Origin of the sequence: Chroococcidiopsis sp. CCALA 051 (genome assembly GCF_003015105.1) — a bacterium.
GTDB classification, from domain to species: Bacteria; Cyanobacteriota; Cyanobacteriia; order Cyanobacteriales; family Chroococcidiopsidaceae; genus Chroococcidiopsis; species Chroococcidiopsis thermalis.
In genome coordinates, this window is sequence record NZ_PYCI01000211.1 from 1 (window position 1) to 7,748 (window position 7,748).

Genomic DNA, 7,748 nt, shown 5'->3' on the forward strand with positions numbered 1-7,748 from the left:
AGATGTGTATAAGAGACAGCAACAGGTTGGAGGCTTTCGACAGCTTGGCGCATAGTTGCAGCAGCATCGCACCACCGTTTAACTAAAGTCAGTTTGTTGGATTCTAGCCGCTCTAAGTCGAGAATGTCATTCACCAAACGTATCAAGCGTTCTGTATCAAGCGAGGCAATTTCTAACATTTCTTGGGCTGTTTCTGGCTCGTCGAGCAGTAGTCCGGCAGAAAGTAACCCGACAGCACCGCGAATTGAAGCTAAAGGCGTGCGTAATTCGTGGCTGACAACAGAGATAAACTCGCTTTTCATTTTTTCTATGGCACGAATTTCGGTGATATCTTCGATCGTGCCAACATAACCGATCGCCTCACTACGGGAAAAGAGCGGCGCTACCTTAACTCGACCAAATCGGACTGTTCCATCCCGATGCAAATAACGCACTTCCCCACAGAATTCTTGATGCGCTGCCACTGCTGGCAACCATTGCGACCAAAGCTGTCTTGTATCATCAGGATGGATAAACCGTCGCCAGCCAGTTTCCAATGCTTCCTCAAGCGTAAAGCCACAAATTTCCTGAGCGCGAGAATTGGTGTAGGTGCAGTTTCCTTGAGAATCTAATTTAAAAATGCCTACGGGTAAAGCTTCGTTGAGAAAACGCAACTCAGCTTCGCGGCGGCGCAGTTCTTTCTCAGCTAGCTTGCGATCGCTGATATCAGAAAAAGTGACTACGCCTGCGGTTACGTTACCTGCTGCATTACGGATGGGTGCAGAGCTAACAAGCATTGTCCCCCGCGTACCATCCCCAGCCAAAAAATCGATCTCTTCTTCGATAACAACTTCCCCACTCAGGATCGATCGAGCTAGGGGCCACTCTTGCGGATTGTAGGGTCGCCCGTCCTGGTGAAACCCCTTATATTCGCAATACTGCTCGACGTTATCGGCAACCAGGAAAGAATGTTGCCAGATCTGCTCTACTTGTTGATTTCCCAGGATCAGCTTACCAGAAGGAGCTTCGGCAATAATCACTCCAGCAGGCATTTGCCGCAGCACGGTTTCCAGCAATCCCCGTTCTGTCTGCACCTGCTGTAAAAGTCGCAGATTTTCGATCTCCGCTCGCTTGCGGGAGGTGATATCGCTATTGACTAAATAGTAAACGACACAAATGAGTGCTAAACTTAGGAACAAAAGAATTAAAAATGCTTGCGTTGTCAGTTGGGAGATCGCTCGGTAATCTCTAATCCGACGCTCTAATAATCGATTCTCTTCTTGCTCCATCTCGCTAATCGAAGCACGAATAGCATCCATTTGCTGTTTGCCCTGACCGGAAAAGATAACCTGCACTGCTGGCTCAAACCCTTCATTGCTTCGCAAGGCAATAGTTTTCGCCATCAAACCTAGTTTTGCCTCGATCTGTCGTTCAAGCAATTCGTACCGACGCTGTTGCTCTGGGTTATCCGCGATCGATACTTTAAGTTGCTGGAGTTGTGCGTCAATTTGAGCGATCGCCGCGTCATAAGGTTCTAAATAACGTCGATCTCCCGTGAGTAAGTAGCCCCGTTGTCCTGTTTCGGCATCCGCCATGTTTGCGAGTACCGTTTCCAGTTCCAACAGCACCTCATGAGTATGTTGCAGCCAACGGCTTGCTACGTTCTGCCTCAGCGGAATTTGTACCAAGATCGCCCCAGTAATGCTGGCTGTTGTTAATAGCGCCACAAAGCCGATGGAAATCTTGCTGAGGACAGACAGTTTCATAGGGAGTAGGGAGTTGACTCAACTTCTGGGCTGTTGCCGCAAGCGGATGCGTTCTAGACGATTCAAGAGCCGAGTTATCAGTTCGGGTGCGACAATCGGTTTGCAGATATAGTCATCTGCACCAGCCATAAATATCTGGTGAATTAAATCGGCATTTTCTCGCTCTAATAACATTAGAATTGGTAGATTTTCCCATCGCGGGTCATGGCGTACTACTTGACAAAGTTCAATTCCGCTAAACTGTGGCATAGATACATTTAAAACTAGCAGATCTGGCACTGCGGTTCTCAGTAGTTCCCAAAAGCGTTGCGGTTGGGCTAGAGTTGTCACTTGCAACCCCCAAGCAGGTAGTAGCTCGACGAAAGTTGCTAGAATTTGGGGATCGTCATCGACAACCAGGATTTTAGCCTCTGGAATGGGAGGGGGATCGATGACCTGAGCGATCGCGTTGAAAACCTCACTGATGGAAATGGGTTTGTGTAGAAAAGCGCGTCCGCCTAAACGAGTAACTGCAATCCGGTCAGTCAAACTATCGCGCACGGTAAATGCTAACACGGGAATGGAAGAGTTTTGCTCGTCCAGTTCTGCTAAAAGCTTGAGTCCATCCTCAGTATCTTCATTAAAGCTTAAATCTAACAAAATGGCATCGGGCGGGTTTTGGGCGATCGCCCTTCTACCATCTGCCAAAGTCGTTGCTATTTCTAGATTGAATCCAGCCGCGACTGCCGCTAGTCGTAGTTGGTTGACGAGAATGCGATCGTCATCTATGACCAGCAGTCGCGCCGAAGCAATTCTTGGTGAAGCTGGGGCAATTGGCATAGGGATTGCGACCAAAGCTTGCTTGAGTAACTCTACAAAATACTGTAATTGTCGTGTTGCTGTCTGCCGCAACGCCATTTCACCTTGCAGTAATAGCTCGATCTGCTGTGCCGCTTCAAATCCTTGCGATAAACCTAGAGAGCCTAACGAGCCAGCTAATTGATGGGCGTGTCTTTCAGCTTGTCGCCGCAGTTCTCGTTCCAGCGTTCCAGCAGATAATTGGGCAATGACTTGCTCGAACAATGCTGTCTCCTCATTGAGGCTGGCTCTAATTTCCTGCAAAACCTCAGCCGCGACAGCCATAACTTCCTGCTGCGCTGGACTTGGTTCGATTTTGATTGGCAATACAGGCGAGCCTTGTACGGGTTGCTCTAGATCGAGTGGAGATCCCAACTGGTAGCCTACGCCATAGATCGTCTCAATTATCTCTACTTTGACACCAGCTGCTTTCAATTTCTGCCGCAGTCCCTTCATGTGTGCTGCAACCGTCCCTGCTTTGGCAGACTCCGTCGCCGTCCACAGCCGATCTAAAATTACGTCTTTACTGAAGATCCGTTGTGGATTTTCTAAAAAAAGCTGTAGTAATCTAAATTCTTTTGCGGTTAAATTCAGCGGCTTTCCTTGCCAAGTGACTCTGCGGGTATTGGGAAACAGTCGCAAAGCTCCCCAAGTCAGTGCAGGAGAAACAAATTGTTCTCGTCGCCGCAGCAAAGCGCCCACGCGAGCAACTAACTCTGCTGAGTCGAAGGGTTTGACTAAGTAATCGTCCGCGCCTGCATTCAATCCAAAGACGCGATCGCTGACACTAGCTTTCACAGATAACAGCAAAATCGGCAATTGATAGTTCTTTTCCCGCAGGTAGCAACACAGACTGATCCCATCTAATCCAGGCAGAACCACATCGGCGATCAGCAGGTCATATTCGTAAGACTGCATCAGTTGAATTGCCTTTTCGCTATCAGCAGCCACTTCGACTACATACTGGTGTTGTGCAAGTATTTCTATGATTTTTGCTACCGTGTAGCGATCGTCTTCTACTAGCAAAATTTTCATCAGCACCCTTGCTTCGAGTAAAGAGTAACTACCACTTCAGATCGAGAAAGAAATTGCAGGTTTGGCGATTAACTACCTCGTACAACCTCAAATTTCTCAGCAAATAAAGTTACCTTGCAGCTAAAAGATTTGAATTTTCCTCTTGTTGAGTCGAATATACTACCATAGATAGTTTTTTAACACAAAAAATATGCCTTTTAGTTACAATCTATAAAAATGAAGCAATTTTGAAGAAAACTTCTAATTTTTGTATAGAGAGACTAGTATGATGTGTACACGAGCTGCAAACAACGTACCGTGCTAACCCAAAAATCCGAACCTGATTAATTTTTGAGTGAGTCGATTGTGTATAAACCCGATAACCCAACACCTCAAATTCACAGAGTTTTAGTAGTTGACGACATTGCCGACAACTGTTTACTGCTGCAATCTTTTTTAGAGGAAGAAGGCTATCAAGTGGAAACTGCTGATAGCGGTCGCGCAGCCCTTAGCTTAATCGAAACTTTTCGACCGCACTTAGTGTTATTGGATGTGATGATGCCAGAAATGGATGGCTTGGAGGTGACTCGACATATCCACCAAAATGTCAACTTACCCTTTATTCCAATTTTATTAGTTACAGGCTATGACTGCGTGGAGCCAATTGAAGCATTCGGTGCTGGGGCGCTTGGTTTTATTCTAAAGCCAATTAATTTCGATGCACTTTTAAATCATATCCAGCATATCTTGCCGCTCAAACATTCTTCTTTATTTGAATAGTCAATATAGGAATTATTTTATGCAAGACTTTCTACAACATGAATTACATGTAATGCTAGAAAACTTAGACCTCACACGTCGATGTGCGCTATTAGTAGAGTCGTGCGGTAAAATCTTACAGAAATATGATGATTTGTCGTTACAAAAGAACGGTCGTATTATTGAAGGTTATAGCGAGTTCATCCAGAAGCAAGCGGATAAGTTATTAATGTATATTCAGTTAGCACAGTTGGAAAATTTTTGTTCGGAAGATCTATATCAGCAAGCCAAACAAGCGCAAGCAGAAGCAAGAAAATCATACCTCCAAGCACTTGAAATTTATCTAGAAACAATGCAAACAAGAATAGATGCACTTTCCTCGCACCTCTAGTACTTGCCTACTTTAGAACTCAAACTGCCAACTGGTTAATTAATCCAAGGTAGGATAGAGCAGCTAAAATAACCACCTAAACCTAGTCCCGCTTGTACAAACCTAACAGAGGGGCGAGAATTGCCCCGAAAACGAAACCCCCAGCGTGCGCCCAGTAAGCCACACCACCGCCTACAGAACTGGGAGCTTGGAGGCTAGCAATGCCGTAGAAAGCTTGCTGAACGAACCAAAACCCCAGAAAAAACATAGCAGGGATGCGGATCGTCGTGATGAAAAAGCCCAAGGGAACTAAGGTGAGAACTTGAGCGCGGGGGAAGCGGAGTATATACGCACCCAGAACGCCAGCGATCGCGCCACTAGCACCCAGAGCAGGAATCGGAGAATTCTGAGAGAAAAACCACTGAGCCAATGCTGCTAAAGCACCACAAGTTAGATAGAAAAATAAAAATTTGATATGACCCAATCGGTCTTCAATATTGTTACCAAACACCCACAGAAACAACATATTTCCGGCTATATGTAAAAAACCGCCGTGCAAAAATTGGGATGTAAACAGTGTCAACCATTCTGGTATGGGTTGCGCGGGGATTTGAAGACAAGTGTTGGAGATTTGGCAAGGCACGACTGCCGCAGAGCGGAAGAACTCTTGTAACTCTTGCCTATTCAGACTCAACTGATAAATAAAAACGGCGATATTTGCAGCAATTAACCCATAATTGACATACGGGGTAATTGTTGTGGGATTATTATCTCGCAGGGGAACCACGGGTGTTTCAGTTTGACAGAATTGTGATAAGTTTGATTCTGCTTATTTCCTAGTTTGAACTTTGAATGTGACTAAAAAATGACAATATGGCTGTTATTGGTCATTCGTTATTTGTCATTTGTCAAAAGTAGATATTGGTAACTGGTCACTGGTCACTGGTCACTGATATGTGTCATTTTCTCATCACATTTTTAGTCAAGATTATAGATAGTAACTTCGGCGATCGCACCTGAGTTCGCATGAGTTATTTGTTGCTATTGCTCACCCGAAGATTTATGCTGTACTTTCTACTCACTTGGATAGCCGCTGCTATCTCACTTTTGATTACAGCCTATGTCGTCCCTGGTTTTACGGTGAATAGTTTTACCACAGCATTAATTGCTGCGGCAATTTTAGGACTAGTTAATGCGCTCGTGCGCCCAATTCTGATAATTTTGACTTTACCATTCACGCTGTTAACGTTTGGTCTATTTCTTTTTGTTATTAATGCCCTGATGTTGTGGCTGGTAGGTTTTATTACCCCTGGTTTTGTTGTAACTGGCTTTCTACCTGCCTTGTTAGGTTCGATCGTACTGACACTAGTTGCTACTGTGTTAGGTCAATTAGTCACAAATGTGAGATGAAGTTGCCGATCTACCTCAAGTTGAATCGCCAGTTGCAACTATTATTTCTGACTCATCGCTGAAGACATTTCCGATTCATTTCGATCGCTTACTACAGCCAGGGAGTTGCCTAGATGCAAAATCAAAATTCTCCTTCTCTACCAGCGAATATATCGCGACAAGAACTACAGGAGATAGTGCGATCGCAATTGCTGGTACTGCTAGAACAAGAAGACTTGCGGGGAGCTAAAGCTTTACTCGTACCCGTACAACCTGTAGATGTTGCCGCTGTCATTACAGAATTACCAGCTGTAAAACAGGCGATCGCTTTTCGCTTGTTGTCTAAAGATGAAGCGATCGAAGTTTACGAGTATCTCGATTCCAACGTACAGCAAGCTCTGATTGAAGAATTTAAGCAGCAAGATGTCCTCGATATTGTGGATAAGATGTCCCCCGACGATCGAGCGCGACTGTTTGACGAATTACCTGCTAAGGTTGTCCGGCGTTTACTGAATCAACTCAGCCCTACCGAACGCCAAGCTACTACCCTACTTCTAGGTTACAAACCTGATACTGCTGGGCGGATTATGACCCCAGAGTATATTGCACTCAAGGAAAGTTTGACAGTTGCCCAAGCCTTAGAACGGGTTCGCCGTTTGGCAGACGTGACTGAAACCATTTACTACCTGTATGTTACCGATGAGTTTCGTCACCTTACTGGTGTCCTGACCTTACGCGCTTTATTAACTGCTGGCTCAGAGCAAACTGTGGCTGATGTGATGAAACGGGAGGTTGTTGTTGTCCGCACAGATACCGATCGAGAAGAAGTAGCCAGGATCGTTCAGGATTATGACTTTGGGGCACTGCCTGTAGTAGATACAGAGCAGCGTCTAGTTGGCATTATCACCGTTGATGATGTCCTCGATGTGATCGAGCAGGAAACCACAGAGGATATTTATGCACTAGGCGGTGTTGAGTCTGGGGGCGATAAATATTTCCAAACAACCAACTTATTTCAAATTGCTCGAATGCGGGTGAAGTGGTTGTTTATTCTCTTGTTTGCTAATACAGCTACTAGTGCCGTTATTGCTAACCAAGAAGAAATTATCGAACGAGTAGTTGCTTTAGCTGCATTCATTCCCTTATTGATTGATGCGGGTGGTAATGTCGGAGCGCAGTCTTCAACAGTCGTGATTCGCGGTTTGAATCTGCGTGAAGTTAGCGTCAAAAAAGCTCTGAGTGTAATTACCAGAGAAACTTTGGTTGGGCTGCTGCTGGGGGTAATGCTAGGACTAGCGGTGGTTGTATGGGCTTACTTTTTAGAAAATAGTTGGGAAGTGGCGATCGCGGTTGGAGTTAGTTTGCTGGCGATTACTTTGTTAGCCTCCGTTTCCGGTTCTGCCCTCCCTTTTTTGTTTAGCAAGCTGAGTTTAGATCCGGCTTTGATGTCAGCGCCATTTATTACATCCGTAGTTGATGTTTTAGGTGTTTCAATCTATCTTTGGGTAGCAAGGGTAGTTCTGCAATTGTAGGTTTGACTGAGAAGGTTAGGCATTAAATAGACCTCCTGCGTGAATACTTGAATTGTCATCCACACGCGAAGCGAAACATCTGGGAGATGCTTCACTACACTG

General features: G+C 45.3%; 7 protein-coding genes. 4 read left to right on the forward strand and 3 right to left on the reverse strand.

The window, feature by feature from the left end; all coding sequences use genetic code 11:
* Both C7Y66_RS29315 and C7Y66_RS29320 read right to left on the reverse strand, forming a co-directional pair.
* On the reverse strand, positions 1–1,745 hold a 1,745-nt coding region (locus tag C7Y66_RS29315; RefSeq protein WP_199197713.1), incomplete at its 3' end, for a CHASE3 domain-containing protein.
* An 18-nt stretch (positions 1,746–1,763) separates the two neighbouring features.
* Positions 1,764–3,617 (reverse strand): response regulator, encoded by a 1,854-nt coding sequence (locus C7Y66_RS29320; protein ID WP_106548240.1) that lies wholly within the window; start codon positions 3,615–3,617, stop codon positions 1,764–1,766.
* Positions 3,618–3,962: 345 nt separating this feature from the next.
* On the opposite strand from C7Y66_RS29320, the gene C7Y66_RS29325 reads away from it, so the two are divergent.
* The gene (locus tag C7Y66_RS29325) at positions 3,963–4,376 is read left to right on the forward strand and encodes a response regulator (protein ID WP_015156203.1); all 414 of its coding nucleotides are present in this window, start codon (positions 3,963–3,965) and stop codon (positions 4,374–4,376) included.
* 19 nt (positions 4,377–4,395) lie between these two features.
* Entirely contained in the window at positions 4,396–4,746 is a 351-nt protein-coding gene (locus tag C7Y66_RS29330) for a hypothetical protein (RefSeq protein WP_106548241.1), read from the forward strand.
* Between the two features lie 82 nt (positions 4,747–4,828).
* Here the strand turns inward: C7Y66_RS29330 and C7Y66_RS29335 are convergent, their stop codons facing one another.
* Positions 4,829–5,512 carry a rhomboid family intramembrane serine protease gene (locus C7Y66_RS29335; RefSeq protein WP_106548242.1) on the reverse strand — a complete coding sequence of 228 codons (684 nt, stop codon included), beginning with the start codon at positions 5,510–5,512 and terminating at the stop codon, positions 4,829–4,831.
* Positions 5,513–5,787: 275 nt separating this feature from the next.
* On the opposite strand from C7Y66_RS29335, the gene C7Y66_RS29340 reads away from it, so the two are divergent.
* Complete coding sequence (locus C7Y66_RS29340; RefSeq protein ID WP_041463372.1) at positions 5,788–6,135, forward strand: phage holin family protein; 348 nt, start codon at positions 5,788–5,790, stop codon at positions 6,133–6,135.
* Positions 6,136–6,248: 113 nt separating this feature from the next.
* Positions 6,249–7,646, forward strand: a complete 1,398-nt coding sequence (gene mgtE / locus C7Y66_RS29345; RefSeq protein WP_106548243.1) for a magnesium transporter — start codon at positions 6,249–6,251, stop codon at positions 7,644–7,646.
* The last annotated feature ends 102 nt before the right edge of the window (positions 7,647–7,748 follow it).